At 69.4% G+C, this 25365-nt stretch carries 27 protein-coding genes and 1 riboswitch; of the genes, 17 read left to right on the top strand and 10 right to left on the bottom strand.

From position 1 onward, the window contains the following. Window positions 1–1200, top strand: coding sequence for an acetate kinase (locus FFS72_RS20475; RefSeq protein ID WP_137875654.1), 1200 nt, complete (start codon window positions 1–3; stop codon window positions 1198–1200). Between the two features lie 36 nt (window positions 1201–1236). Here FFS72_RS20475 and FFS72_RS20470 read toward each other — a convergent pair whose 3' ends face one another. The 3 genes from FFS72_RS20470 to FFS72_RS20460 all read right to left on the bottom strand — a co-directional run bounded on the left by FFS72_RS20470 (window position 1237) and on the right by FFS72_RS20460 (window position 5808). Next, a complete protein-coding gene (locus tag FFS72_RS20470) occupies window positions 1237–3516 on the bottom strand; it encodes a serine/threonine-protein kinase (protein ID WP_137875653.1) in 2280 nt (759 codons plus the stop codon). 1 nt (window position 3517) lies between these two features. Further along, entirely contained in the window at window positions 3518–4462 is a 945-nt protein-coding gene (locus FFS72_RS20465; RefSeq protein ID WP_137875668.1) for a glutamate ABC transporter substrate-binding protein, read from the bottom strand. Between the two features lie 104 nt (window positions 4463–4566). Continuing rightward, window positions 4567–5808: a GlnX family signal transduction membrane protein gene (locus FFS72_RS20460; RefSeq protein ID WP_137875652.1), complete on the bottom strand. Its 1242-nt coding sequence runs from the start codon at window positions 5806–5808 to the stop codon at window positions 4567–4569. A gap of 260 nt (window positions 5809–6068) precedes the next feature. Here FFS72_RS20460 and FFS72_RS20455 point away from each other — a divergent pair, with 260 nt between their 5' ends. Continuing rightward, on the top strand, window positions 6069–6941 hold the full coding sequence (locus FFS72_RS20455; RefSeq protein WP_137875651.1) for an NUDIX hydrolase: 873 nt from the start codon (window positions 6069–6071) through the stop codon (window positions 6939–6941). 138 nt (window positions 6942–7079) lie between these two features. Here the strand turns inward: FFS72_RS20455 and thiE are convergent, their stop codons facing one another. Further along, window positions 7080–7790: a thiamine phosphate synthase gene (gene thiE / locus FFS72_RS20450; protein ID WP_137875650.1), complete on the bottom strand. Its 711-nt coding sequence runs from the start codon at window positions 7788–7790 to the stop codon at window positions 7080–7082. A 26-nt stretch (window positions 7791–7816) separates the two neighbouring features. Further along, a riboswitch (TPP riboswitch) is annotated at window positions 7817–7928 on the top strand. Here thiE and thiO point away from each other — a divergent pair. From thiO to FFS72_RS20410, 8 genes are all read left to right on the top strand, one after another. After that, window positions 7925–9013, top strand: a complete 1089-nt coding sequence (thiO, locus tag FFS72_RS20445) for a glycine oxidase ThiO (protein WP_137875649.1) — start codon at window positions 7925–7927, stop codon at window positions 9011–9013. Its footprint overlaps the riboswitch before it by 4 nt. Next, window positions 9010–9225, top strand: a complete 216-nt coding sequence (gene thiS, locus FFS72_RS20440) for a sulfur carrier protein ThiS (protein WP_050065483.1) — start codon at window positions 9010–9012, stop codon at window positions 9223–9225. Before thiO ends, thiS begins: the two co-directional genes overlap by 4 nt. Before the next feature lie 4 nt (window positions 9226–9229). Further along, window positions 9230–9994: a thiazole synthase gene (locus FFS72_RS20435; protein ID WP_283235437.1), complete on the top strand. Its 765-nt coding sequence runs from the start codon at window positions 9230–9232 to the stop codon at window positions 9992–9994. 154 nt (window positions 9995–10148) lie between these two features. Then, window positions 10149–11114, top strand: coding sequence for a polyphosphate kinase 2 (gene ppk2 / locus FFS72_RS20430; protein ID WP_137875667.1), 966 nt, complete (start codon window positions 10149–10151; stop codon window positions 11112–11114). 102 nt (window positions 11115–11216) lie between these two features. Continuing rightward, window positions 11217–12167 carry an ABC transporter ATP-binding protein gene (locus FFS72_RS20425; protein WP_137875647.1) on the top strand — a complete coding sequence of 317 codons (951 nt, stop codon included), beginning with the start codon at window positions 11217–11219 and terminating at the stop codon, window positions 12165–12167. Then, window positions 12167–12961 carry an ABC transporter permease gene (locus FFS72_RS20420; RefSeq protein ID WP_137875646.1) on the top strand — a complete coding sequence of 265 codons (795 nt, stop codon included), beginning with the start codon at window positions 12167–12169 and terminating at the stop codon, window positions 12959–12961. The genes FFS72_RS20425 and FFS72_RS20420 overlap by 1 nt, the downstream gene beginning before the upstream one ends. A gap of 115 nt (window positions 12962–13076) precedes the next feature. Beyond that, complete coding sequence (locus FFS72_RS20415; protein ID WP_137875645.1) at window positions 13077–13901, top strand: adenylate/guanylate cyclase domain-containing protein; 825 nt, start codon at window positions 13077–13079, stop codon at window positions 13899–13901. A 45-nt stretch (window positions 13902–13946) separates the two neighbouring features. Then, window positions 13947–14132 (top strand): hypothetical protein, encoded by a 186-nt coding sequence (locus FFS72_RS20410; RefSeq protein WP_137875644.1) that lies wholly within the window; start codon window positions 13947–13949, stop codon window positions 14130–14132. On the opposite strand, the gene thiD is transcribed toward FFS72_RS20410, so the two are convergent. Both thiD and thiC read right to left on the bottom strand, forming a co-directional pair. Continuing rightward, entirely contained in the window at window positions 14124–14984 is an 861-nt protein-coding gene (gene thiD, locus FFS72_RS20405; protein WP_137875643.1) for a bifunctional hydroxymethylpyrimidine kinase/phosphomethylpyrimidine kinase, read from the bottom strand. The genes FFS72_RS20410 and thiD overlap by 9 nt on opposite strands. Window positions 14985–14995: 11 nt before the next feature. After that, window positions 14996–16630 (bottom strand): phosphomethylpyrimidine synthase ThiC, encoded by a 1635-nt coding sequence (gene thiC, locus FFS72_RS20400; RefSeq protein ID WP_137875642.1) that lies wholly within the window; start codon window positions 16628–16630, stop codon window positions 14996–14998. Window positions 16631–16887: 257 nt separating this feature from the next. Between thiC and FFS72_RS20395 the strand changes: the two genes are divergently transcribed. After that, window positions 16888–17226: a GNAT family N-acetyltransferase gene (locus tag FFS72_RS20395; RefSeq protein WP_137875641.1), complete on the top strand. Its 339-nt coding sequence runs from the start codon at window positions 16888–16890 to the stop codon at window positions 17224–17226. Between the two features lie 96 nt (window positions 17227–17322). Continuing rightward, window positions 17323–17706: a GNAT family N-acetyltransferase gene (locus FFS72_RS20390; protein WP_171018762.1), complete on the top strand. Its 384-nt coding sequence runs from the start codon at window positions 17323–17325 to the stop codon at window positions 17704–17706. 21 nt (window positions 17707–17727) lie between these two features. Here the strand turns inward: FFS72_RS20390 and FFS72_RS20385 are convergent, their stop codons facing one another. The 3 genes from FFS72_RS20385 to FFS72_RS20375 form a co-directional block, all read right to left on the bottom strand. Continuing rightward, window positions 17728–18543 (bottom strand): exodeoxyribonuclease III, encoded by an 816-nt coding sequence (locus tag FFS72_RS20385; protein WP_137875639.1) that lies wholly within the window; start codon window positions 18541–18543, stop codon window positions 17728–17730. A gap of 78 nt (window positions 18544–18621) precedes the next feature. After that, window positions 18622–19581, bottom strand: coding sequence for an N-acetylglutamate synthase, CG3035 family (locus FFS72_RS20380; RefSeq protein WP_502704136.1), 960 nt, complete (start codon window positions 19579–19581; stop codon window positions 18622–18624). Between the two features lie 298 nt (window positions 19582–19879). After that, window positions 19880–20473 carry a peptide deformylase gene (locus FFS72_RS20375; protein ID WP_137875638.1) on the bottom strand — a complete coding sequence of 198 codons (594 nt, stop codon included), beginning with the start codon at window positions 20471–20473 and terminating at the stop codon, window positions 19880–19882. A gap of 256 nt (window positions 20474–20729) precedes the next feature. On the opposite strand from FFS72_RS20375, the gene napA reads away from it, so the two are divergent. The 5 genes from napA to FFS72_RS20350 all read left to right on the top strand — a co-directional run bounded on the left by napA (window position 20730) and on the right by FFS72_RS20350 (window position 25034). Further along, window positions 20730–21056 carry a nucleoid-associated protein NapA gene (gene napA / locus FFS72_RS20370; protein WP_137875637.1) on the top strand — a complete coding sequence of 109 codons (327 nt, stop codon included), beginning with the start codon at window positions 20730–20732 and terminating at the stop codon, window positions 21054–21056. Window positions 21057–21066: 10 nt separating this feature from the next. Beyond that, window positions 21067–21624, top strand: coding sequence for a LytR C-terminal domain-containing protein (locus tag FFS72_RS20365; protein ID WP_137875636.1), 558 nt, complete (start codon window positions 21067–21069; stop codon window positions 21622–21624). A gap of 109 nt (window positions 21625–21733) precedes the next feature. Next, entirely contained in the window at window positions 21734–22411 is a 678-nt protein-coding gene (gene sodC / locus FFS72_RS20360) for a superoxide dismutase[Cu-Zn] (RefSeq protein ID WP_137875635.1), read from the top strand. A gap of 97 nt (window positions 22412–22508) precedes the next feature. Beyond that, entirely contained in the window at window positions 22509–23633 is a 1125-nt protein-coding gene (locus FFS72_RS20355; protein ID WP_137875634.1) for a glutamate--cysteine ligase, read from the top strand. A 75-nt stretch (window positions 23634–23708) separates the two neighbouring features. Continuing rightward, complete coding sequence (locus FFS72_RS20350; RefSeq protein WP_502704135.1) at window positions 23709–25034, top strand: phosphatase PAP2 family protein; 1326 nt, start codon at window positions 23709–23711, stop codon at window positions 25032–25034. A gap of 24 nt (window positions 25035–25058) precedes the next feature. On the opposite strand, the gene FFS72_RS20345 is transcribed toward FFS72_RS20350, so the two are convergent. Next, window positions 25059–25352: a DUF6191 domain-containing protein gene (locus tag FFS72_RS20345; protein ID WP_249353427.1), complete on the bottom strand. Its 294-nt coding sequence runs from the start codon at window positions 25350–25352 to the stop codon at window positions 25059–25061. Window positions 25353–25365 lie beyond the last annotated feature (13 nt).

Raw genomic sequence — 25365 nt, 5'->3', positions numbered from 1 at the left:
GTGAAAGATTCCGTGCTCGTTGTCAATTCGGGCTCCTCCTCGGTGAAGTACCAGCTCGTCGACCCGGTTACCGGAGTGGCGATCGCGTCGGGCCTGGTCGAGCGAATCGGGGAGCCCGACGGTCGGATCACCCACCATCACGACGGCGTCGACCGCGAGCGCATGGGTCCGATCGGCGACCACGGCGACGGACTGCGTCTGGCGTTCGAGATGTTCGCCGAGGACGGGACGGACCTGACGACCGTGGGCATCGCGGCGGTCGGACATCGTGTCGTGCACGGTGGGGAGGTCTTCTACGAACCGACCGTCATCACCCCCGACGTGCTCGCCGAGATCCGGCGGCTCTCGTCCCTTGCGCCCCTGCACAATCCGGCGAACGTCCTCGGAATCGAGAGCGCGATGGCGGTGCTGCCGAATGTCCCGCACGTCGCGGTGTTCGACACGGCCTTCTTCCACACGCTGCCTGCGAAGGCCCGTACGTATGCCATCGACGCCGAGGTTGCGAAGGCACACGACGTGCGCCGCTACGGCTTTCACGGTACGTCTCACCAGTACGTGTCGGGCCGGGTCGCCGAGTTCCTCGGCCGCGACATCGGCGAGCTGAACCAGATCGTCCTGCACCTCGGGAACGGGGCGTCGGCGTCCGCGATAGCCGGGGGCCGCGCCGTCGACACCTCGATGGGACTGACTCCGCTGGAGGGGCTCGTGATGGGTACCCGCAGCGGTGACATCGATCCCGGACTCGTGATGCACCTGCGGCGCAGTGCCGGACTCGACGTCGACGCCATCGACGACCTCCTCAACCGCAGGTCCGGGCTCAAAGGACTGTGCGGGGTCAACGACTTCCGGGAGCTGCGTCGTCTCATCGACGACGGAGACGCGGACGCGGCGCTGGCCTACGACGTCTACATCCACCGGCTGCGCAAGTACATCGGTGCCTACCTGCTGTCGCTCGGCGGAGTCGACGTCATCACCTTCACCGCCGGTGTCGGCGAGAACTCCGCCCCGGTCCGCGCCGACGCACTCGCAGGTCTGGAGCGGCTCGGCATCGAGATCGACGCCGACCGCAATACCGCCCGCAGTCGTGAAGCCCGTGTCATCTCCACGGACGCGTCCGCGGTGACCGTTCTCGTCGTGCCCACCAACGAGGAACTCGCGATCGCGCAGCAGGCGCTTCGCGCAGGGGCGCCGACTGTGTAGCTCCACACAACAACGGCGCACGGCACCAGGAGTCGCCTACCACCAGGTGCGGGGGCGGACTCGGTTGGCGAGGTCGACGAGTTCGTTGCGGTGCCGCTGGTCGGACGTGTTGCGCGCCAGCGTCCGCAGCGCCGCTTCGGTGCCCGTCCGGAGTCCGTGCTCGGTGAACTCGGCACCGAGAATCGGGCCTGCCGTGAGGTCGGCCGTGTGTCCGGACCGTACCCAGTCCAGCGCCGTTCCCAGGACGACCGCACGCATCTGGGGCACGCGTCCCTCCTCGGGCGGTAGTCGCTCGATGCGACGGGCCGCATCCCGTAGCGCCGCCTCGTCCAGGTTCGCGATCGGAACCCCCGACAGTCGCGTCAACGCCGCCGTCATCTGTGCCGTCGCGAACAGTCGCGACGTCGCCGGGATCTGGTCGAGCGCGAGGACCGCGCCCGCGATGTCGCCACGATCCGCGAGTTGCCGCGACAGCCCGAACGCGGCACTCACCACGCCGCGGTCGGTGCGCCACACGATCCGGTAGTACTTCTCCGCGAAGGCCCGCCACTGTTCGGGATCGTCGGTGTGCCAGTCCTGCAGGATCAGTTCCGCCGTGGCCGCGAGAGCGAGTTTCGGCGCGATCTCCCCGGGCAGCGCGGCGAGGGTCGCGTCGAAGCAGGTCATCGCGGTCTCGTACTCGCCGCCGAGCAGCGCGACCATCCCGCGGTACCAGTCGACACGCCAGTTCCCACCCTTCGGTAGGGCGACCGTGTCGAGGACGTGTCCCGCCGCCTCCGGATCACCGAGATCGAGGAGCGCGCGCGCTTCGGCGAACGCGATCTCCGTGGTGTGTCCCGGGGTCCTCTCGACGCCGATGTCGAGCCCCTTCGTGCGGGCGAGCCGGATGGCGTCGAGGGTCTGCTCAGGTTCCGCATGGGCTGTGGCCGCGATCAGACCCGAACTGGGATCGGTCGGATCGACCAGCGGAACCGACAGTGCCGCAACGATGTCGCGCGCGGAGACCACCTCCTCGTGGCGGCGTCCGTCGGCGTAGACGTCGGTGCCACGCACAGCCCAGTCGGTGCCGAAGACCGTTCGGCCGGGACTGAACACCTCGGACATGCCGGGCCGCTCGTCCCCCGTCTGCTTGGCGAGGACCTCGCGGAGCACGCCCGTCAACTGGCCCGCGGTTGTCGTGGTGTCCGCGAAGCGTCGCTCCGGCTCGCTGTCGGTGGCGCGCAGCAGGAACCGGTACAGCGACTCGTATTCGGCGAGCGTGGGCGCGTCCTCCGGAGCCGGGATCCCCGCGCGATACCGTCCTTTCTCCGAAGGCAGGGTCAGGCACAGTACGGCGAGCGTGCGCCCGACCGTGTAGATGTCACTGGCGACCGTCGGCCCGGTGCGCAGGATCTCGGGAGCCTGGTACCCCGGAGTGCCGTAGAGGTATCCGAAGTCCTCCAGACCCGCGACCGCTCCGAGGTCGATCAGCTTGACCTGGTCGTCGGTGATCATGACGTTCTCGGGCTTGAGATCGTTGTACGCCAGACCGATGGAGTGCAGATGCTCGAGTGCGGGCAGTACCTCGAGCACATAGGCCACGGCCTGCTCGACCGGAAGGCGGTCGCGTTTCGCGCGCGCACGAAGCAGGTCGCGCAGCGAGTGCCCGCCGACGTACTCCATCACGATGAAACCGACAGTGCTGCCGTCGGCTTGCGGGTGCTCGACGAAGTTGTAGATCCTCACGATGCTCGGGTGTTCGACCTCGGCGAGGAACTGCCGTTCCGCCAGTGCGACCGCCTGCGCCTCGGAGTCGCCGGCGTGCAGCAGTCCCTTCAGCACCACCCAGCGGTCACTGACGTTCCGGTCGATCGCCAGGTAGATCCACCCGAGGCCGCCGTGCGCGATGCAGCCCTGCACCTCGTACTGGCCCGCGACGATATCGCCCTTCGCGAGTCGCGGAGTGAAGTCGAACCCGGCGCCACATGTCGGACAGGTTCCCGAGGCGTCCTCGAGTCCGCCGCGGCCAACCGCTGTCCCACATTTCCAGCAGTAGCGTTTGTCCACGACGACGACGGGATTCGCCATCACCACCGTCGCCGGATCAGGACTGGCGACCGCGGGAACCTCGACCAGGCCCGCGCCGATCCGGCGTCGCACCGTGCTCCGGGAGCGTTGCGACCGACTGCGACGCCCCGAGGTGCGGCCCGACTCCGACTCCGACTCCGACGGCGACGTCGGTGCCGCGGCCGGCGCGGTCGGCTTCGCGGCTCGGGTGGCGGACGGGTCGTCGTTCGGGGTCGCGGACGGTTCGTCCTCGGGTTCTCTGTCGGCCACGTCAGTCCTCGTAGTGGGGAGTCGGCGGCGCGGGGGCGGGGCCGAGTGGTGTCAGCCATCGGTCGTGGATGCGCTGCCATGTGCCGTCGGCGCGGATCCGATCGAGGGTGGCGTTCACCTGGCGAACCAGATCGGAGTCGGACTTGTTGACGCCGATCCCGTACGGTTCGACGCTCACCGGCGGCCCCACCAACTCCAGGTTCGGGTCCTGGGCGGCCAAACCCGCGAGGATGGTGTCGTCCGAGGTCACCGCCTCGACCTGGCGTTGCTGCATGACCACCAGGCAGTCCGCCCAGTTCGGCACCGACAGCACCCTGGCGTTCGGCGCGAGCTCCTGCAGACGATGCATGTTCGTCGTCCCCGCGACCGCGCACACCCACCGGTCCGCGAGATCCTGCATTCCCCTGATACCGGAGCCCTTCGACACGAGGACCCGTTGCCCCGCTTCGAAATACACGGTGGAGAACGCCACCTTCTCCCGGCGCTCGCAGTTGATCGTCATCGTCTTGGCGACGATGTCCACCGACCGGTCGACCAGGGACTCGACGCGGTCCGCGGAGGTGAGGATGTGGTACTCGATCCGGTCCGGATCACCGAACAGGTCACGGGCCACCTCGCGGGCGATGTCGACGTCGAAACCCACGATGGACCCCGATGCCGGGTCGCGGAAACTGAACAGGTTGCTGCTGGTGTCGAGCCCGACGATCAGCCGCCCCCGTTCGCGGATGCGATCCACCGCAGGTGTCGGAATCGTGGAACCCGGGGGGAGTGGCCGCAGGCTCGCGGTCGGATCGCCACAGGTGGGTGCCGGTGTCGTCACGGGTGCAGGCGGTGCCATCGTTGCCCCGGACGGGAGTGGGGGCTGCACCAGAAGCGATCCCGGTGCGTCCGGCATGTCGTCGTTCGTGGTCGTGCACCCGGCACACACCGCCGCCGCCGCGATCATCGCGGCGATGAGCCGGCGCGTGGAAGCGGTCGCGACCAGCCGGCGCGTGGAAGCGGTCGCGACCAGCCGGCGCGTGGAAGCGGTCGCGACCAGCCGGCGCGCGATCACTGGTACTCCCGCAGTCGGGGCCACAGACCCGCCGCGATGCCCGCGACGGCGAGTGCCGCCAAGGCGATCGTCCCCGTTGCCAGTCCCGTCAAGGTGTCCACCGCGCGCGCGACCCCGGACCGCAGTTCCGACCGGGTCTCGTCGATCGCATGCGTGAGATAGGCGTCAGCTGTTGCGTACTGGATTGCCGACCCACCGGCAGGCCCGACAGCGACCGAGACGGCTCCGTCCCAGTCGCCGCGGTCGAGCAGCGTCATCAACCGTCGGTGCGCCTCCGACCAGGCTTCCTGCGCCCGATCCGCCACCGCGACCTCGTCGGCGCCCGCCCGCAGGCTCCCTCGCGCGACGCCTTCCAGCAGTGCGTCCAGGTCGGCGAGGCGCTGCTGGAACTGCTCGTCGTAGCGGCCCGAGAAATCACGACGCACCAATCCGAGGGTCTCGTCGGCGCGGGCCTGCTGCGTGATGATGCGGCCCGTCGTCAGCTCGGCCAGCGGCCGGGCGCCCGCGTCGAGAGCGCGGGCAGTGGACGCCGCCGACAGCAGTCCCGCGATCACCAGCCACGCCAGCGACGCCGCGACCGCCACCGACGCCAGGATCAGGCCGGCGTTGAGACGTCGCCGTGTCCACTGCGCCAACAACAGTTGCGCGATCACCAACGCCACGAAGGCCACCATCAGCAGGGCGATCGCCAGCCACGGCGGCGTCGCGAACTCCGCCTGCATCTGCACCACCCGTGCCGCCTGCACCGTGTGCAACTGCTCCGCCAGCGGCAGCAGCGTCGACTGCATCATCGACGACGCCTCGCTCAGGTACGCCGACCCGACCGGCTGCCCGCTCCTGTTGTTGACGCGGGCCGTCTCGATCAGTCCCGTGTAGATCGGGACCCCGACCGACAGCCGGGCCAGCAGGTCGTGCGAGGTGGTGTCGGACTCGTCGATGCCCGCGGCGGCGTCGACCAGATCGGCGGAGGCGTCGCCGATGGAGAGGGTGTACCGGTCGCGGACCTCCGCCGGCTCGATCCCACCCGCCAGGAACGCGGTCGTCGCGGCGGCGTCCGCGATGGACAGCGAGCTGTAGATGTCCTGGGCCGCGTGGGCGAGCGGCTCGACTTCGCTGTGCAGGGTGTCGAGCGTCCGCTCCCGGTCCGTCACCTGCGCGGCGGCCACGACTCCCGACACGATCGCGATCACGATCAACCCGATACCGACCGCGGTGATCTGCGCCGGAGTGGTCCGCACGAGGGCACGCCTCCGTGCACGCGCACCGACCGGGTCGGCTGCCGTCCCGACGCCGCGCGGACGCGTCGACGGGGCCACCCGAACTACCACCGCGCATCCCTTCGAACCTGGCTCGAACGTCGGACAGGGGGCAGCATATAAGCAGTACCCGCGCTTCGGGTCGAACGACTGGTTATCTTCGAGGGCACGTGACTCGTCCCGTGTCCGGTCCTCCGGCCGTGCGCGTGGCAGTCGGAACACGGGGCAGGTGAGCGAAGTCGATGCGCGGTGACGGGGACGGTTGGGCCGAAAGTGATGACGGCAGCCGCTACTGGGGGCGTCACGGCGCCGCCGGACTGCTGCTCCGCGCACCGGCGCCGGGCGGCGGATCGGCAGTGCTGCTGCAGCATCGCGCGGCGTGGAGTCATCAGGGCGGAACCTGGGCGTTGCCCGGCGGCGCCCGCGACTCCCACGAGACCACCACCCACGCCGCGATCCGCGAGGCAGGCGAGGAAGCCGGTATCTCGGTCGAACATGTCCAGGTCCGCGCCGAACGCGTCACCGCGCACGCGACCAGCGGGCCCTGGACCTACACGACGGTCGTCGCGGACGCCGCGACCGCGCTGTCCACCGTCCCCAACGGGGAGAGCACCGAACTGCGCTGGGTCCCCGAAGAGCAGGTCACCGACCTCCCGCTGCATCCCGGCTTCGCCGCGAGCTGGCCCGGACTCCGCGCGACACCCGTCCGGCTGCTCCTCGACACCGCGAACGTCCTCGGATCGCGTCCCGACGGCTGGTGGCGGGACCGTGCAGGAGCAACGGGACGCCTCCTCGCCGACCTCGCAGCAACCCTGCCCCGCACCATCGAACTCCCCGGCGGCGGCTTCGGCTGGCTACCCCGCGTCGAAGCGGTTCTCGAAGGTCAGGCGGTGGACGCCGTCGCGGTCGACGCGCGGGTGCCCGTCCACGTCGCGTCCGGCAGCGGCGACGACGCCCTCGCCGAACTGGCGTCGGCGAGATCGCACTCGGCGACGCTCACCGAAGTCGTCGCCGAGTTGACGGCGGTCGTCACCGCCGATCGCGGTCTGCAGGCCCGGCTCCCCGAATCGGTGCTGCGCCTCGCGCCGTCGACCGTCCTGTCCTGGTTGGGCTGACGCTCCCCCCGCTGGTTCCGGGCACCCTTCGCGCGCTGTTCCTGAATGGCCCACCCATTCGGTCAGACCGAATGAATGGGCCATTCAGGAAGGAAGCCGCGGCGGGATGACAGCCCGGGTGGCGGAAAGAAAGCGGGGTCAGCTGCTCGCGGCGATGTTGCTGTCGAGGGCGTCGGCGAGGCGACGGGCCGCGGCCTGCGGGTCGCGGGCCTCGGTGATCGCGCGCACGACGCAGATGCGGGTCGCGCCCGCGTCCAGGACCTCCGGGAGTCGCTGCTCGTCGATACCGCCGATCGCGAACCACGGCATCGTCGGCTGCGACTCGGCAACCTGCCGGACCAGGTCGAGGCTCGCGGCAGTGCGGCCGGGCTTCGTCGGGGTGGCCCACACCGGGCCGGTGGCGAAGTAGTCGACGCCGTCCTCGATGGCGGCGAGTTGCGCCTGCGCGCGGCTGCCCGTGGACCGGCCGATCACGACGTCGGGGCCGACGATCCGGCGCGCGTAGTGCACCGGGAGGTCGCCCTGGCCGAGGTGCAGGACGTCGGCGCCCGCCGCGAGCGCGAGGTCGGCGCGGTCGTTGACGGCGAGGAGCGCGCCGTGGCGGCGGCACACGGCGGCGAGCTCGGCGAGAGCCGCGAGTTCTTCCTTCGCCTCGATCCGGCCGAACTGGCGTTCGCCCGCCGAGCCCTTGTCGCGGAGCTGGATGATGTCGACTCCGCCGGACAGTGCGGCATCGGCGAACTTCGCCAGGTCGCCGCGTTCGCGCCGGGCGTCGGTGCAGAGGTACAAGCGCGCCGTGGCGAGGCGTTCGCGCGGTGTGGGTCGTTGACCGGCATGCGAGGGGGGCACGCGTCCAAAGGTAGTCTCTGAGGCAACAGATGTGACACGGGAGTCCCGGCGAACGCGGGGCTGAGAGGGGGCCCGCGGGCCCCGACCGTCAGACCTGACCCGGATCATGCCGGCGCAGGGAGTGAGGTGGAGTGATGAGCGGAACCGTCGCGGTCGTCGGTGGCGGCGTGATCGGATTGTCGATCGCGTGGCGTGCGGCGCAGGCCGGATGGACGGTCACGGTGTACGACCCGCGGGTCGGGTCCGGGGCATCGTGGGTGGCGGGCGGCATGCTCGCCCCGCTGTCCGAGGGCTGGCCGGGGGAGGACGCGGTTCTCACGGTCGGTGCTGCGTCGCTGGACAGGTGGCCGGACTTCGGTGCCGAGTTGGAGCGGGCGACGGGCGAGACGCTGTTCACCTCGCAGAGCTCGATGACGGTGGCCCTCGACGGAGCGGATGCCGCCGACCTGCGAACGGTCGCCGACTGGCTGGACGGGCGTGGGTACCACCTCGACCTGCTGACGCGTCCCCAGGTCCGGGCACTGGAACCGGCGCTGGCACCGACGATCCGGCTCGGCCTGTTGGCTGCGGCGGAGTTCGCCGTCGACAATCGCGCGCTCGTCCGGGCGTTGCGGTCGGCGGGGGAGGCGGCAGGCGTCCGATTCGTCGCCGAGGCCGTCACCGATCCGGACGGTCTGGCCGCCGACCGGGTGGTGGTCGCCGCCGGTACGGCGTCCGCGCGACTGTGGCCCGGTCTGCCCGTCCGACCGGTCAAGGGTGAGGTGCTGCGACTGCGTCACCGCCCCGGTGTCGCGCCCGCGCCGTCGCGCACCATCCGCGCCAGCGTCCACGGCAGGCCCGTCTACCTCGTTCCCCGCGGCAACGGTCTCGTCGTCGGCGCGACCCAGCACGAGTCCGGTGAGGACACCGCGGTCACCGTCGCCGGGGTCCGCGACCTGATCCTCGACGCTCAGGCGCTGATGCCGAGCCTCGGCGAGTACGAACTGCACGAGACCACCGCCGGGCTGCGGCCCATGAGCCCCGACAACCTGCCGATCCTCGGACGGGTGTCGGAGAAGGTCGTGGTCGCCGCAGGCCACGGGCGTAACGGGATTCTGCTGACGCCGCTGTCGGCGGACGCGGTGGTCGCGGAACTGTCCGGCAGTCCGCTGCCGGAGGCGGAGGCCTGCAAGCCCGAGCGTTTCGGGACGACAGCGACCGACACACGAATGAGGATGGGATGACGAACAGCGTGAACATCGGGATCACCGTCAACGGTGAGGACCACCAGCTGTCCGAGGCGTTGACGGTGGCGCAGCTGCTGGCACACCTCGGGTTGCCGGAGAAGGGCATCGCCGTCGCCGTGGACGGCGCGGTGTTCCCCCGGACGTCGTGGGACAGCCCGGTCGAAAAGGGTTGGGAAATAGAGATTCTCACCGCGGTGCAGGGTGGCTGACGTGGTGGCGGCTGACGTGTTGACGATCGAGGGCAGGCAGTTCGGGTCGCGCCTCATCATGGGTACCGGAGGGGCCGCGAACCTGGCGGTGCTGGAGGAGGCGCTCGTCGCGTCGGGCACCGAACTGACGACCGTCGCGATGCGCCGCGTCGACGCCGTCGGCGGCACCGGCGTCCTCGACCTGCTGCGCCGCCTCGGGATCGCACTGCTGCCGAACACCGCCGGGTGCCGAGGCGCCGCCGAGGCGGTCCTGACCGCACAGCTCGCGCGCGAGGCGTTGGAGACGAACTGGGTCAAGCTCGAGGTCATCGCCGACGACCGGACACTGCTGCCCGACGCCATCGAACTGGTTTCTGCCGCAGAGCAACTCGTCGACGACGGCTTCACCGTGCTGCCGTACACCACCGACGACCCGGTGCTGGCGAAGCGGCTCGAGGACGTCGGCTGCGCAGCCGTCATGCCGCTGGGTGCGCCGATCGGGACCGGGCTCGGGATCTGCAATCCGCACAACATCGAGATGATCGTCGATGCCGCCGGAGTGCCGGTGATCCTCGATGCGGGCATCGGTACGGCCAGTGACGCGGCGCTCGCGATGGAGCTCGGCTGTGACGCCGTACTGCTGGCGACCGCCGTGACACGGGCGAAGGATCCGGCGTTGATGGCGTCCGCGATGGCCTCCGCCGTGACGGCGGGACGGTTGGCACGGAACGCGGGACGCATCCCGAAGCGGTTCTGGGCGCAGGCGTCCTCACCCGCGTTGGAGTCCTGACGGCCCGCCACTGTATGAAACCTGACAGCCCGCCACTGTATGAAACCTGACGGCCTGCCGTCGCGGCGGTAGGCTCGAAAAGGTGAGCGATCATCAGCACGGGCAGTCGCACGACGGTCGGCAGGGTGACGGGCGGGAGCCGGGCAGTTTCGAACTGGCCAGTCCCGAAACCATCGACGTGACCCCGGAGATCGACGAGATCGGCGAGCTTCTCCGCAAGTCCGGACGCACGCGCCCGGACGACAGCCCCGACGCCCCGTGGCGGCACGGCTACCCGTACGACAAGAAGATGACCCGGCGTCAGTACGAGCACCGGAAGCGGGCGCTGCAGATCGAGCTGCTCAAGCTGCAGGCATGGGTGAAGGAGAACGACGAGAAGATCGTCATCATCTTCGAGGGACGCGATGCGGCCGGCAAGGGTGGCGCCATCAAGCGGTTCACCGAGCACCTCAATCCTCGTGGCGCTCGCGTCATGGCTCTCGAGAAGCCGACCGAACGGGAACGCACCCAGTGGTACTTCCAGCGGTACGTCGCGCATCTGCCCGCGGGTGGCGAGATCGTGCTGATGGACCGGTCCTGGTACAACCGGGCAGGCGTCGAACGGGTCATGGGCTACTGCACGCCCACCGAGTACCTCGAATTCACCCGCTCCGCACCGGAATTCGAGCGGATGCTCGTCCAGTCCGGAATACACCTGATCAAGTTCTGGTTCTCGGTCGGGCGGGAGGAGCAGCACGCACGGTTCGTCGCCCGTAGCACCGACCCGGTCAAGCAGTGGAAGCTCTCGCCGACCGACCTCGCCAGCCTCGACAAGTGGGACGCCTACACCGAGGCCAAGGAGAACATGCTGTTCTACACGGACACTCCGCATGCGCCGTGGACGATCGTCAAGTCGAACGACAAGAAGCGCGCCCGTCTCGAGGCGATGCGCTGGGTTCTCGCGCGGTTCGACTACACCGGCAAGGACACCCGGATCGTCGGACGACCGGACGCGCAGCTCATCGGGCCGCCCCAGACCGTGTACGACGAGGGCGAGGACCCGGCGAGCAAGTTCCCCAGCCTGCCCGCGCATGCCGCCGGCTCGGCGAGCGGCAACGGCCAGGTCACCGCGACACCCTGAGTCGACCCCGAGACGCACACGCGGCGTGTCATCCCCGGGGATGACACGGCGCGCGACCTGCGGTGGATGTGCGCGCCCGGATTTTCCTGAATGCTGGCAGTCATGATTGAAGTGAGGGGACTGACCAAGACCTTCGGGGACGTGAAGGCGGTCGACGATCTGACGTTCAGTGTTCGACCCGGAATCGTCACCGGATTCCTGGGGCCGAACGGGGCGGGCAAGTCGACGACGATGCGGATGATCCTCGGCCTGGACCGCCCGACGTCCGGCGAGGCACTGATCGACGGCCAGCCGTACCGCGAACTGCGCCAGCCGCTGCGCACCGTCGGGGCTCTACTCGATGCCAAGTGGGTGCACCCGAACCGTTCCGCGAAGGCACATCTGCAGTGGATGGCCGCGTCGAACGGGATTCCGAGCTCACGCGTCGACGAGGTGCTGCGGTTGGTCGGGCTGACCGAGGTCGCGGGGAAGAAGGCGGGCGGTTTCTCGCTCGGCATGGCGCAGCGGCTGGGGTTGGCGGGCGCACTGCTCGGTGACCCGAAGGTGCTGCTCTTCGACGAGCCCGTCAACGGTCTCGACCCCGAGGGCATCGTCTGGATCCGCAAGTTCATGCAGCGTCTCGCCGCGGAAGGCCGGACGGTTCTGGTGTCGAGTCACCTGCTGTCCGAGATGGCTTTGACCGCAGAGCATCTCGTGGTGATCGGTCGCGGCCGCCTCATCTCCGACTCGCCCGTCCAGGCGTTCGTCGACCGCGCGTCCGAGGCCGGGGTGCGGGTGCGCAGCCCGCAGCTCGACGCGTTGCGTGCGGCACTGACCGGCGCGGGGCTGGCATTCCGCGAGGACGGTGTCTCCGGTAACGGGGCCGGGGGACCCGTGGTCTCGGCGTTGGTCGTCTCCGGTGCGACGACCGAGGTCGTCGGCCAGGTCGCGGGCGACAGCGGCATCGTGTTGCACGAACTGTCCGCGCAGCGGGGCTCGCTGGAGGACGCATTCATGAAACTGACCGGAGACGACGTGCAGTACCACGCTGACGTGATGGGAGGGGCGCTCTGATGGGTGTCGTGACAGCAGAACGCATCAAGCTCACCTCGACGAAGTCGCCGTGGTGGTGCACCGCCGCGATCATCGCGCTCGGGCTCGGGCTCGCTGCGGTGATCGGCCTGACGTCGAAGGCCAGCCTGAACGCGTACAACGACCAGATCGCGAACGGTGAGAACCCCGGCATCGACCCGTTCCTGCCGACGCTGGCCGACGCGGTCGGTGGCGTCTCCGGGTTCGGCGTGCTCGTGCTGATGATCATGGCCGCTCTCGCCGTGACCAGCGAGTACCGATTCGGGATCATCCGGACGACCTTCCAGGCGGTACCCAAGCGCGACTCGGTGCTCGTGACCAAGGCCGCGCTGATCGGAGTGTCCGGGGCGGTGCTCACGTTCGTGCTGACCTTCGGCGCCTACGCCATCGCGAAGGCCACCGCGGGCAGTGAGGCCGGCGCCCTGTTGACGCTGTCGGGCGGGGAGGCGTGGCGCGCGATCTACGGGGTGCCGATCTACGCGCTGCTGTGCGTCGCGCTGGCCGTCGCGGTCGGGTCGTTGCTCAGGCAGTCGGCGGGTGCGATCGCCCTGCTGCTGCTGTGGCCGCTGCTGATCGAGTCGCTGTTCGGGCTCTTCGGCAAGGTGGGACGGGAGATCCAGCCGTTCCTGCCGTTCGCGAACGCCAACCACTTCCTCGGTTCCGATCAGGGCATCGACTGGCACTGGGGGCCGTGGGGCAGCCTCGTCTACTTCATCGCGTTCGTGGCCGTGGTTTTCGGTGCGGCACTGGTCGTGGTCAACCGCCGCGACGCATAGGCACTGTCGCACCGTCGACACTGTTTCTCCCGTGAGTCCGTTCTGCCCGCAGAGGGCCGAGCGGACTCACGGGCGTGTCAGGCGCCTGTGTGTGACCGATGGTTACACTCTGCCGATGACCGAGGAGCCTCAGATCCCGGACGACAGAGGTCGGATCGCGTCGGCACTGTCCTGGGTACGGGCTGTGGACAGCTCGCCCGGCGCCGTCGGTGCGGTGCGGCGGGTCCGTCGCGCACTGCCCGGCGACCCCAGCTTCGGTGATCCCCTGTCCACGTCGGGCCCCGGCAGCGCGCGAGCCGTCGCCCGCGTCGCCGACCGACTCCTCGACGACAGCCCCGGGGCGTCACGCGAGGTGGGACTCGGTGCGCTGCAGGTGTGGCAGGCGCTCCTCGAACGCACCGGTCGAGGTCGCGGTACCCGCGAGATGACGCTCGTGTTCACCGATCTCGTCGGCTTCTCGGACTACGCGCTCGCCGCGGGCGACGAAGCGACCGTCGACCTGTTGCGGGCCGTGGCGCGGGCCATCGAACCGCCCGTCGCCGCGCACGGCGGGCACGTGGTCAAACGCATGGGCGACGGGATGATGGCGGTGTTCCCGCGACCCGACCGCGCGTTCGACGCGGCGTTCGCCGCCCGCGACGCCCTCGCCCTCGTCGACTGCGCCGGCCACCGGCCGCGCATGCGCGTCGGCCTGCACACCGGCGTTCCGCGTCAGGTCGGCGACGACTGGCTCGGAGTCGACGTCAACGTCGCCGCCCGCGTCATGCAGGCAGGCGGCGACGGGAAGACGATGGCCTCCTCCGCGACCCTCGACGCACTCGGCCACGACCGGCTCGCCGAACTGGGCTATCGCGCGCAGCCGTACCGTCGTGGATTCTTCTCCAGCGCGCCCCGCGGTGTGCCGGACGGGCTGCAGATGTACACCATCGAAAGGGCCTGATTCGGCCATTGCCACACGCACGGGTGGGCGCGGACACTGGAATGCATGGTTGATCGAGAACAACGCACACCCTTCTACGGGATCCTCCTGATCCTGGCTGCGATGTTCGGTGCTTTCGCCGTGAACTACTACGGGGTCGGGGCCTACTGGTTCCGGATCACCGTGTACATCGTGGCGGTGGCGGTGGTCGCGGTCGGATTCGTGATGACCTTCAGGGACTACTCACACTGATGCGTCGGGCGCCTCGTGCAGGCGCCACAGCGGCGACGCCGGCCCGTGCCCGGCGCCGAGGTCGTACGACGCCTCGAGGCAACGGGTGACCCACTGCTTGCCGAATGCGACGGCCTCGGGCATCGCGAGGCCGTGCGCCAGCGCGGACGCGATCGCCGCGGCGAGGGTGTCGCCGCCGCCGTGATCGTTGCCGGTGTCGATTCGCGGGCTGGTGAACTCGTGGAAAGTCTCCCCGTCGAACAGAAGGTCGCGGCTCTCCGTCGACGTGCGCAGGTGCCCGCCCTTGACCAGCGACCACTGCGCGCCGAGCTCGTGCAGGGCCTCCGCCGCTCGCCGCGCGGACGCGTCGTCGACGACGTCGATGCCGGTGATCAACCGGACCTCGTCGAGATTCGGTGTCACCAGCGACGCGATCGGGATGAGGGTGTGTCGCACGGCGTCGAGTGCCTCCGCGTGCAGCAGCGGATCGCCGTGCATCGACGCGCACACCGGATCGACGACCAGCGGCACCGGCTGGTCCCGCCCGATCCCGACCTCGGTGCAGACCGCGGCGACGGCCTCGATGATCGCCGTCGACGCCAACATGCCCGTCTTCGCGCCGCTGACCCCGATGTCGCCGACGACGCTGCGCACCTGGTCGGCGACGATCTCCGGAGGGATCTCGTGAAACCCACTGACGCCCACCGAGTTCTGCACCGTCACCGCCGCGACGGCGACGCAGGCGTGGACGCCGAGCATCGCCATCGTGCGGGAGTCGGCTTGGATACCCGCGCCGCCACCTGAGTCGGTGCCTGCGATGGTGAGGGCGCGAACGGGGGTCTGACCGTCGGGGGCCAGCGGCAACAACTTCACAACGACACAGCCTATCGATCGGCCGCAACGACAGGCAGGTACACCTGCCCGCCGCTGCGGGTGAACTCGTCGGACTTCGCGGCCATCCCCGCCTCGACCGCCGCGGCATCGGTCAGGCCGTGCTCCTCGGCGTAGGCGCGGACATCCGCCGAGATCCGCATCGAACAGAACTTCGGGCCGCACATCGAGCAGAAGTGCGCGGTCTTCGCGGGCTCGGCGGGCATCGTCTCGTCGTGATACTCGCGGGCCGTGTCCGGGTCGAGGGACAACGCGAACTGGTCGCGCCACCGGAACTCGAAACGTGCCGTGGACAGGGCGTCGTCGCGTTCCTGCGCCCCCGGATGCCCCTTCGCCAGATCGGCCGCGTGCGCGGCGATCTTGTAGGTGATGACGCCGACCTTCACGTCGTCCCGGTTGGGCAGTCCCAGATGCTCCTTCGGAGTCACGTAGCAGAGCATCGCGGTTCCGGCCTGCGCGATCATCGCCGCGCCGATGGCCGAGGTGATGTGGTCGTAGGCGGGTGCGATGTCGGTGGCGAGCGGTCCGAGGGTGTAGAACGGCGCCTCCTCGCACAGTTCCTCTTCGAGCCGCACGTTTTCGACGATCTTGTGCATGGGGACGTGTCCCGGACCTTCGATCATCACCTGCACACCATGCGATTTCGCGATCTTCGTGAGCTCACCGAGGGTGCGGAGTTCGGCGAACTGGGCTTCGTCGTTGGCGTCCGCGATCGACCCGGGGCGGAGGCCGTCGCCGAGCGAGAACGTCACGTCGTAGCGGGCGAGGATGTCGCAGAGTTCCTCGAAATGCGTGTACAGGAACGACTCCCGATGGTGCGCCAGGCACCAGGCTGCCATGATCGAGCCTCCGCGAGAGACGATGCCGGTGACGCGCTTCGCCGCGAGCGGCACGTACCGGAGCAGCACCCCGGCATGCACGGTCATGTAGTCGACGCCCTGCTCGCACTGCTCGATCACGGTGTCGCGGTACAACTCCCACGTCAGTTTCGTCGGATCGCCGCCGACCTTCTCCAGTGCCTGGTAGATCGGCACCGTGCCGACGGGGACGGGGGAGTTGCGCAGGATCCACTCCCGCGTCTCGTGGATGTTCCTGCCCGTGGACAGGTCCATGATGGTGTCGGCGCCCCACCGGGTCGCCCACACCATCTTCTCGACCTCCTCGGCGATGGACGAGCTGACCGCCGAGTTGCCGATGTTCGCGTTCACCTTCACCGCGAAGCGCTTGCCGATGATCATCGGTTCGAGCTCCGGGTGATGGCGATTGGCGGGGATCACGGCGCGTCCCGCCGCGACCTCGTCGAGCACCACGTCCGGTGAAACACCCTCTCGGACTGCGCAATAGAGCATTTCCTTGGTGAGGACGCCTGCGCGAGCCCAGGCGAGCTGCGTGGTGGCACCCGTGGGTCGCGGCCACGATGCCCGCACTCGCGGCAGGCCGGCGTCGAGGTCGATCACCGCGTCCGAGTCCGTGTACGGGCCGGAGGTGTCGTACAGGTCCAGGTGGTCGCCGGTGCTCAGGTGGACGCGTCGCACCGGGACCGTGACCCCGTCGGCGTCGACGTACTGCTTGCTGCTGCCTTCGATCGGTCCCGTGGTGACGGACGAGACGACAGAGGTGTCCCTCATGATTCTCCCTACGCCGGCATTACCCGGTCAGGTTCATACGGTCGACGGCCCTGATCGCTCGTGATGAGCTAGCCGTCCTCTCAGCCCGCTGGTGCGAGCCCCCGTGGGTTGTTGAGTTGTCGTCGCCGACTCTAGGGCATGGCGCCGACCGTCAATTCGTGCGCCCGATTTCGGTGGTTCGGTGTCACGTCAACTCGGCCTCACCTATAGTGGCGTAGGTCACATTTGAATTACGGGTGGGTTAGGGAGTGCCGGGGATGTTCACGGACAAGGCGACCGTCGAGGTCACAAACAATGCAGGTCAGAGCCGTTTTGAGCTGTGGCTCAACGGCGAGATCGTCGGCATCCTCGGCTATTGGGACATGGAGGCGGACGGGCGCCCCGTCCGGTCCAAGCGAACCGGGACTCCGATCGTGTCCTTCCAGCACACCGTGATCGTGGAGGACTTCGGGCACCGCGGACTCGCCGCGTTGATGGTCGGCCGCGCACTCGACACTGCTCGCGAGAACGGCTGGAAGGTGCGGCCCGTGTGCACCTATCTGCAGCGATTCGTGGTTGCGAATCCGGAGTACCGAGACCTGCTCGTCCCCGTCTGAACCGCCGAACCGCCGGCGGCGATTCGGCCACGATTCGACGAAGGATGAGCGACAACTTGTCGCCGTGAGGCGCGCGCCACCGAAAGTGCTGTTTCCATGGAGGGCATGTTCAAGAGGAGCCATGACCGGGAGGCAGTGCAGGAGATCGTCGTGCGCGCCGACCCGACTCTGGCCCAGGTCGAGGACAACCCGGCGCACTCACGTTTCGACCTGTGGGTCGGGGACGAACTGGTCGGAATACTCGGGTACCGCAGGCTCGACGGCGTCGACGGCCCCCCGATCGCGGGGACTGCGGTCGCGTTGATGCACACCGTGGTCAAGGAGGAGTACGGCGACCGCGGATGGGCGGCCGTCCTCGTCCACGAGGTCCTCGAGGAGTCCCGGGTCCGGGGCTGGCGCCTGCATCCGGTCTGCACCTACGTTCGGCGCTACCTCGGATCGCACACCGAGTACCTCGCACTCCTCGACGACCAGGCCTGACGTCGCGGGTTCGTCGAGCGCTCAGTCGAGTTCGACGACGACGGGCGCATGATCGCTGGCGCCCTTGCCCTTTCGTTCCTCGCGGTCGATCGACGCGCCGGTGACCCGCGCGGCGAGCGCAGGTGACGCGTACTGGAAGTCGATCCGCATGCCCTGCCGCTTCGGGAACCGCAACTGCGTGTAGTCCCAGTAGGTGTAGACGCCGGGACCGGGGGTGTGCGGCCGCGTCACCTCGGCGAAGCCGATCTCCTCGAATGCGGCGAACGCGTCGCGCTCCGGCTGCGACGTGTGCGTCTTGCCGTCGAACAGCGCCGGATCCCACACGTCCTCGTCGGTCGGCGCGACATTCCAGTCGCCGACCAACGCGACCTGGGCGTTCGGATCGTCGGCGAGCCACTTCGCGGCGTCGTCACGCAGCGTCGCGAGCCAGTCCAGCTTGTACGCGTAGTGCGGGTCGGCCAACTCACGGCCGTTCGGCACGTACAGACTCCACACCCGAACCCCGCCGCACGTCGCGCCGATCGCGCGGGCCTCGACCACCGGCGTCGCGACGTCCAGGCTGTCCGGTACCTGCTTGACGAAGCCCGGCTGGCCCTCGAACCCGACCTGGACGTCGTCCAGGCCGACGCGGGAGACGATCGCGACACCGTTCCACTGACTCAGGCCGATGTGGGCGACCTCGTAGCCGAGTTCGGTGAACCGCTCGGTCGGGAACTGGTCGTCCCGGCACTTGGTCTCCTGCATGGCGAGCACGTCCGTGTCGGTGCGGACCAGCCAGTCCACGATCCGGTCCGTCCGAGCCCGAACCGAGTTCACGTTCCACGTCGCCAATCGCATGCCCGCAGCGTAGCCGCCTGGGTGAGGGGAATTCTTGCCCGGTCCGGCCGGCGTCGGGTTCCCCTCACCCTCTGGCGATCAGGGCGCGGTGGCGTAGCGGTAGCGGTGGTGGTCGACGAGGCCGAGGGTCCGGTAGAGCGCGATCGCGCCCGCGTTGTCCGCCTCGACCTGGACGTAGGTATGGGTGGCTCCGCGGTCGCGTCCCCAGCGGATCATCTCCGCGCAGATCAGCATCCCCAGTCCCCGGCGCCGGTGCTCCGGCGCGACCTCGACCGCGCTCAGCCCCACCCAGCGCCTGCCGTCCGGGGCCTGCGTCACGGCGCCGCGCGCGATCGCCAGACCGCCGGTGTCGGGAGTGCCGAGCGTGCCGAACGCCACCTCGCCTTCGCTGACCGCGGTGAGCACGGCGGTCGCGGAGTCGGGCAGCGTTGCGCCCCGGTAGTGGTACGTGGCCAGCCAATCGGAGTCCGGAGCATCGCTCACCGTCACTGCCGACTCCCCGTTCGGCAGCGTCAGGTTCTCGATGTCGGCGGCCATCACCTGCACCTCCGACGACTCCGCCCACCCTGTGGGGGCGGCGCCGAGCCGGTCGGGAAGCAGCAACGTCAGTGGCTGATCGCGCGCGGCGAACCAGGCGCGCAGCCGGTCGAGTGTCTCGCCGGAGTGCAAGTTGCCCATTCGCTGTGCGTTCCCGAGCGGCGCCGCAGCGTTGGCGCGTCGGGTGAACCCGTGACCCGATCGGACCAGCCAGCCGTCGATCCACGCCTGCTCTGTGCCCGGCCAGCCGTCGGCCGCGGCCAACTCGAGCGACCGGATCTCCCTCGTCGCGACAGGACGGGCACCGAGCTCCTTGAGCGCGACCACCTGATCGGGGGAGACCTGGACGATACGGCCGTCCTGGGCGCGGACGACGACGACCGCGGGCGACACGCTGACGAGTTCTCCGATGACGTCCGTCAGCGGCTGCGGGTAGCCGGGAGGAAGCTTGTACCGCATCACGACCCGACTGCCAGGGCGCGGTCCCGGAGGCGTGGTCACGGCAACAGTCGACGGCGCGGCGGCAGGAACGTCCGGCTCCGCTGCGGCAGGAGCCTCCGGCTCCGCGGGGGCAGCCACGACCGGCGCGGCGGCAGGAGCCTCCGGCTCCGGGGGGCCGGCAGCGACCGGCGGGGCGGCCTGCTGCTCGGTGGCGACGGCCGACTGCGCGGCGGAGGCGATTGCCGGTTCGGTTGCCGCGATCGCCGGTTGTACACCCACGGCCGTGGTCCAGAGCGCTGCCGTGGCCTCGGGGGTGTCGCGAATCCGCCGGTGGTGCCTGCCGCCCGCCGGCCGGGTGTCACTCATCGTGGCCGAAAGGGTCCTCGACCGTCCCGGGGGTCCAGTCCAGGCCGGGGACACCCCAGCCGGACCGCTTGATGATCTTCTTGGCCGCCCGCTTGTACCGTCCGATCAGCATGTCCGTGTACAAGAAGCCGTCGAGGTGGCCGACCTCGTGCTGCAGCATCCGCGCGAAGAATCCGGTTCCCTCGATCGTGACGGGATCGCCGTTGAGATCCACGCCGGTGACCTTCGCCCAGTTCGCGCGACCGGTCGGGAACTGCTCGCCCGGCACGGACAGGCAGCCTTCCTCGTCGTCGTCGGGGTCGGGCATGGTCTCCGGAATCTCGGACGTCTCGAGCACCGGGTTGATCACCTCGCCGCGCCTGCGGGCGCCGTCCTTCGGGTCGGCGTCGTAGTCGGGGCAGTCGTAGACGAACAGGCGCAGCGCCACACCCACCTGGTTGGCGGCGAGACCGACACCGTTCGCGGCGTCCATCGTGTCGTACATGTCGCCGACGAGTTCGGCGATTTCGGAAAGCGGCTGCGTGACCGGTTGCGTCGGCTGGTGCAGTACCGGGTCGCCCACGATCACGATCGGAAGAATTGCCATGCGGCAAAGGATAGTGGTGGTCCGCGGCGTGACCGGGGACCGGTGGTCGGCGATTGTGTGCGTCACCTCCGCGCGCGTTGTGTGTGACACCTGCGACGCGCCCGGCCGGGAACCCTGACCGGGCGCGGCCACCGTGGTTGAATGGTCCGGAAGTACAGGGTTGTAATTCGTTCGCCCCGGTCGGAGCCGGTTCGGGTCGACGGGGTGCTTCGGACCCGGCCGAGCTCGGGGCGGGTGCTCGACGTTGAGGAGTGAGATGGACGGCGCAGTCGCGCGTAGCCGGAATTCGCAGCCCACCGACCAGCAGGACGTCGACGAGGTCGGCGCGGACGGACTCAGCCGCCGCGATCACGACATCCTGTCCTTCGAACGCCAGTGGTGGAAGTACGCGGGCGCGAAGGAAGACGCCATCAAGGAACTGTTCCAGATGTCCGCCACCCGCTACTACCAGGTGCTCAACGCGCTAGTCGACCGGCCGGAAGCCCTCGCCGCCGACCCGATGCTCGTCAAACGGCTGCGTCGCCTGCGGGCGAGCAGGCAGAAGGCGCGCGCGGCGAGGCGGCTCGGATTCGACGTCACGTAAGGTCGACGCCGTGAGCACCCCGCAGCAGGCACCGTCGGGACCCCCGCTTCGCGCCCTCGCGATGGTCCTGATAGCCCTCGCGATCGCGTTTGCCGGTATCGGCGCGATGAGTCTCTCCGATTCCGGGTCCGACGCGCAGGCCACTGACGTCGTCCCGAGTGTGGCGCCGGTGACGGCGGCCCCGAACTCCCCAGGCGCGTCGGCGCGGCCGACGACGACGCCCCCCACCACGAACGCCGCCGCGCCTTCGGTTTCCGCGCAGGCGGCGTCCGCCACCACAGCCGACAAGTCCTCCGTTCCGGTGCGGGTCTTCAACAACAGCACGATCAGCGGTCTCGCGGCGGAAACCGCGGACACCCTCGAGTCCGGCGGGTGGACCGTGGCCGAGACGGGTAACTACAGCAGCGGCAACGTCGCGAAGACCACGGTCTACTACTCCGCGAACTCGGCAGCGGAGAAGAAGGCCGCCCAGGAGATCGCAGCGGAACTCGGTGTCACCGCCGAGCAGCGTTTCTCCGGTATCACGTCGGCTTCTCCCGGTGTGATCGTCATCGTCACCGCGTCCTAGCACAGCTCACAGTCGGGTCAACTATGCGACGTCGTAGACCACCGGAAGGTCGGTTCTTCCGGCTGGCTATGATCAGTGCACTTCCAGCCCACCTCGAAGGAGCGGTTTGATGGCCTTGCTTACCCGACGCGATTCACAGACGACCCGGTCAGGCCGCGTGTCCCTGCGCGTCGTCGCCCCGATGGTCGCGATCGCGGCCCTCGGTCTCACCGCGTGCAGCCCCCCGAACCAGGAGGCCAGCGACGTTCCCGGTACCACCCCCGCAGTGTGGACCGGTCAGGCCGCGCCTGCCGACCACGGCTCCGAGGGCGACGGGCACGGCGCGGGTGCGACCAGCCGGCTGAACACCGTCCTCAAGGGCGCAGACGGCAAGGCTGCGGGTACCGCCACCTTCGTCGGTGACGGTGACACCGTCGTCGTCACGGTCGCGGCCAACGGTCTCGAGCCGGGCTTCCACGGTCTGCACATCCACTCGGTCGGCAGCTGCGAGGGCGACTTCACCTCCGCGGGCGGACACCTGAAGGTCGAGGGCCACACCGGACATCCCGCGAGCGGCGACCTGCCGTCGCTGTTCGTCCGCGAGGACGGCACCGCGAACCTGACCACCACCACCGACGCGTTCACCGTCGAGGATCTGCAGAACCACGACAAGGGCACCGCGATCGTCGTGCACTCCGGTGCGGACAACTTCGCGAACATCCCGACGCGGTACGCGCCTGCGCCGGACCAGGCCACGCTCGACACCGGTGACGCGGGCTCCCGTGTCGCCTGCGGCGTCATCAAGTAGGACACCCCGCAACAGCACGCGACGCCGCGACGAGACACCGGCCACAGGCCGGTTCCCCGTCGCGGCGTCGTCGTCTGCACTGTGGTTGGATTTCGCTGTGGCAGTTCCCTTCGCCGGTTCACCCCGGCCGACGATCGGTGTCGAATGGGAGGTCGCGCTGATCGACCCGATCACCCGCGACCTGTCCAACACGGCTGCGCAGGTCCTGGCCGCCGCCGGTGAACTGGCGGACGGCGCGCAGCCGCGTCTGCACAAGGAATTCCTGCGCAACACCGTCGAACTCGTCACCGGCGTCTGCGACACCACCGGCCAGGCGATGGACGACCTCCGCGAGACGATGACGCTCCTGCGTCGTGCGGCCGAACGCGAGAAGGTCGAGTTGATGTGTGCGGGCACGCACCCGTTCGCGCAGTGGTCGGCGCAGCAGGTCACCCCGAATCCGCACTACGACGAGATGATCAACCGGACCCAGTGGTGGGGCCGCCAGATGCTGATCTGGGGAGTGCACGTGCACGTCGGTGTCTCGTCGGCGGAGAAGGTCTTCCCGATCATCAACGCGCTGCTGGTGAAGTACCCGCACCTGCTTGCACTGTCGGCGTCGTCGCCGATGTGGGCGGGTGTCGACACCGGCTACGCCAGCAACCGGGCCCTGATGTTCCAGCAGCTGCCGACGGCGGGTCTGCCGTTCCAGTTCGACACCTGGTCGCAGTTCGAGGGTTTCGTGCACGACCAGATGAAGACCGGCGTCATCGAACGGCTCGAGTCCTTGCACTGGGACATCCGGCCGGCGCCCAAGTGGGGCACCGTCGAGATCAGGGTGTGCGACGGGGTGTCGACGTGGGCCGAACTCGAAGCGCTGGTGGCGCTGATCCACTGCCTGGTCGTGCACTTCGACCGCAGGCTCGAGGCAGGACTCGACCTGCCCGGGATGCCGCCGTGGCACGTTCAGGAGAACAAGTGGCGGGCGGCGCGGTACGGGCTCGACGCCGAGATCATCCTCGACGCCGACAGCAACGAACGCCTCGTCACCGACGACCTGCACGACCTGCTCGAGGACCTGGCACCCGTCGCGCGCGACCTCGGGTGTGAGCGCGAACTCGCCGCGGTCGAGGACATACCGCGTCGTGGTGCGTCCTATCAGCGTCAGCGGCGCGTCGCCGTGGCCGGTCGGGGTGACCTCACGGGAGTCGTCGACGCGCTGGTGAACGAGCTGCGGGCCTGACGCCGGGGATCCGACCGTCCAGTTGTCCGACCGGCGACGTCAATCCGCTGTTCACGCGCCCTTTACTATGTACGGGTGCTGATCGAGGATTCACCCACCGAGACGCCCTGGCGTCGACCGGGTGCGGGTCCCGCGATCGCGTTGGCCGCCGCGACGGCGGTGGTCGGGGCGATGATCGTGCTGCAGGTCGTGGCCAGCCGCTCCGGTTTCGAAGGCCCACTCGACTCGCTCGCCCGCGACTTCGTCGGAACACCCAAGTCCATGTCGGTGCCGTGGGCCGGTCTCGCGCTCGGACTGGTCGGGCTGACCAATCGGCAGCGTGTGCTCGCCGTCGCCGCCGCGGTCGGAATCGACCTGGTGTTCGTCGCCGGGCGGGCGGTGACGGACGGACCGTTCGCGGTCGGGAACGGACCGACCTGGGTGCTCGCCGGCATCGCCTTGGTCGCGGCGTGGCGCTGGACCGAGCCGCAGCGCAGCAGTGCCCTGCTCGGCGCCGGACTCGGCGCACTCCTCATCGCCGCGACGAAGATCGGTGACGTCTGGCTGCAGATCACGGTCATGGCCCGGCCCGCCGTCCTCGACCAGTACGTCGAGCTCGCGGATCGTGCGTTCGGCGCGCCGTCGTGGGTGATGGGTCAGGTCGTCGACGCCCTCGGACCCGTCGGGTACGGCGTCCTGCACTGGGTGTACATCGAACTGCCCGTCGCGGCAATTGCCGTCGCCCTCTATCAGTTGCGGGGCGGGTGGCCGTCGCATCACCTGGTGCGCACCTTCCTCGCCATCGGCCTCATCGGACCGCTGTTCTACCTGGTGTTCCCGGTCGTCGGACCGGACTTCGCGTTCGGCGCCGCGGGACAGGGCGCCCAACTAGGCGACTACTGGCCGACGACGATCCCGACGGGCACCGACCCGACGGCCTTCGTGTTCGACGGCGGCGCCCCCCGCAACTGCATGCCGAGCCTGCACACCGCGTGGGCGCTGTCGATCTTCGTGCACACCCGCAGCGGCCCGCGCTGGCTGCGCTGGGGCGGCACGTTCTGGCTGGTGTGCACCCTCATGGCGACCCTCGGCTTCGGCTACCACTACGCCGTCGACCTGGTCGCGGGCGTCGTCCTGTGCCTGACCATCGAGTCGGCGCTGCGTGATCCCGAGCGGGGCTGGGGTCGGTTCCGCATCCGCCTGGTTGTCGGGGGCGCGGCCGCGTTTGCCGCGCTGCTGCTGAGCTACCGGTACCTCGCCGTGCAGATCGCCGCGCACCCGATGGTGTCGGTGCCGTTGATCCTCGGCGTCCTCGTGGCCGTCGTCGCGGCGTTCCATGCGACGTTTTTCGCCGCACCGGATTCTGCCCTGGGTCGGTGGGGCGGGCGGGACGCGTCCGCCACCGTCCGGGTCCCGGTGTAGATCGCCGCCCCGGAACCCGACGGGTCAGCGGTCGAAGCGGACGGTACCGTCGTCGAGGTCGACGAGGATCCCGGTGCCGTCTCCGGTTGCCGTGTCGTGGCGGAGCGACTGCTTGATCCTCTGCTCGTCGACGACATGGCGGTGCGATGGTGACAGCACCGACTGGATCTCGCCGAAGGCGCCGGTGATCGCGCCGCCGTCGACCTCCGGCTTGCGTTTGCGCCAGTAGATCCAGCCACGGCGTTCCGCCCACAGGGCGACCCGGTCCAGGAGGGTGGCCCCGAGTGCCAGTGCCGACACCCACACGATCACGGTCACACGCATCACGCTA

This window comes from Rhodococcus sp. Q (genome assembly GCF_005503035.1).
Classification (GTDB): Bacteria; Actinomycetota; Actinomycetes; order Mycobacteriales; family Mycobacteriaceae; genus Rhodococcus_G.
This window is presented reverse-complemented; position numbering and strand designations above follow the sequence as displayed.

Excerpts from the sequence above, each read along its gene's own strand:
- FFS72_RS20465 (WP_137875668.1), bottom strand. The coding sequence starts at position 4,462 with ATGATCGCGGCGGCGGCGGTGTGTGCCGGGTGCACGACCACGAACGAC.
- FFS72_RS20455 (WP_137875651.1), top strand. The coding sequence starts at position 6,069 with ATGCGCGGTGACGGGGACGGTTGGGCCGAAAGTGATGACGGCAGCCGC.
- thiO (WP_137875649.1), top strand. The coding sequence starts at position 7,925 with ATGAGCGGAACCGTCGCGGTCGTCGGTGGCGGCGTGATCGGATTGTCG.
- thiS (WP_050065483.1), top strand. The coding sequence starts at position 9,010 with ATGACGAACAGCGTGAACATCGGGATCACCGTCAACGGTGAGGACCAC.
- FFS72_RS20425 (WP_137875647.1), top strand. The coding sequence starts at position 11,217 with ATGATTGAAGTGAGGGGACTGACCAAGACCTTCGGGGACGTGAAGGCG.
- FFS72_RS20420 (WP_137875646.1), top strand. The coding sequence starts at position 12,167 with ATGGGTGTCGTGACAGCAGAACGCATCAAGCTCACCTCGACGAAGTCG.
- FFS72_RS20415 (WP_137875645.1), top strand. The coding sequence starts at position 13,077 with ATGACCGAGGAGCCTCAGATCCCGGACGACAGAGGTCGGATCGCGTCG.
- FFS72_RS20410 (WP_137875644.1), top strand. The coding sequence starts at position 13,947 with ATGGTTGATCGAGAACAACGCACACCCTTCTACGGGATCCTCCTGATC.
- thiC (WP_137875642.1), bottom strand. The coding sequence starts at position 16,630 with ATGAGGGACACCTCTGTCGTCTCGTCCGTCACCACGGGACCGATCGAA.
- FFS72_RS20395 (WP_137875641.1), top strand. The coding sequence starts at position 16,888 with ATGTTCACGGACAAGGCGACCGTCGAGGTCACAAACAATGCAGGTCAG.
- FFS72_RS20390 (WP_171018762.1), top strand. The coding sequence starts at position 17,323 with ATGGAGGGCATGTTCAAGAGGAGCCATGACCGGGAGGCAGTGCAGGAG.
- FFS72_RS20385 (WP_137875639.1), bottom strand. The coding sequence starts at position 18,543 with ATGCGATTGGCGACGTGGAACGTGAACTCGGTTCGGGCTCGGACGGAC.
- FFS72_RS20375 (WP_137875638.1), bottom strand. The coding sequence starts at position 20,473 with ATGGCAATTCTTCCGATCGTGATCGTGGGCGACCCGGTACTGCACCAG.
- napA (WP_137875637.1), top strand. The coding sequence starts at position 20,730 with ATGGACGGCGCAGTCGCGCGTAGCCGGAATTCGCAGCCCACCGACCAG.
- sodC (WP_137875635.1), top strand. The coding sequence starts at position 21,734 with ATGGCCTTGCTTACCCGACGCGATTCACAGACGACCCGGTCAGGCCGC.